Annotated in this window: 1 protein-coding gene; it reads right to left on the bottom strand. The window is 45.0% G+C overall.

All coding sequences use genetic code 11. The features are described 5' to 3' along the window. The coding region (locus tag AC1M9K_RS14530; protein WP_348934719.1) for a GTP-binding protein at nucleotides 1–494 on the bottom strand (494 nt) is incomplete at its 3' end. Nucleotides 495–505: the final 11 nt, after the last annotated feature.

Here is a 505-nt window from a genome sequence, read left to right as displayed (position 1 = left end):
CCTGGGAAGTCATAAGTAGAAAGAAGTTCACGAACTTCCATTTCAACTAGCTCAAGAAGCTCTTCGTCGTCTACAAGGTCACATTTGTTTAAGAATACAACGATGTATGGAACACCTACTTGGCGAGAAAGAAGGATGTGTTCACGAGTTTGTGGCATTGGACCATCAGTCGCAGCACATACAAGGATCGCGCCGTCCATTTGAGCAGCACCAGTAATCATGTTTTTAACATAATCGGCGTGGCCCGGGCAGTCTACGTGAGCGTAGTGACGAGTTGGAGAATCGTATTCTACGTGTGATGTATTAATTGTAATACCACGTGCTTTTTCTTCTGGTGCAGAGTCGATTGCAGCGTAGTCTTTAGCTTCACCACCGAATTTCTTCGCACATACAGTTGCGATAGCAGCAGTTAAAGTTGTTTTACCATGGTCAACGTGACCGATTGTGCCCACGTTAACGTGTGGCTTATTACGTTCAAACTTAGCCTTAGCCATGAGATCTTCCT

The sequence above is a fragment of the Acinetobacter sp. 24-47-67 genome, assembly GCF_056779735.1.
Note: the sequence above shows the minus strand (reverse complement) of the source record. Positions and strands in the feature narration are given on the sequence as shown.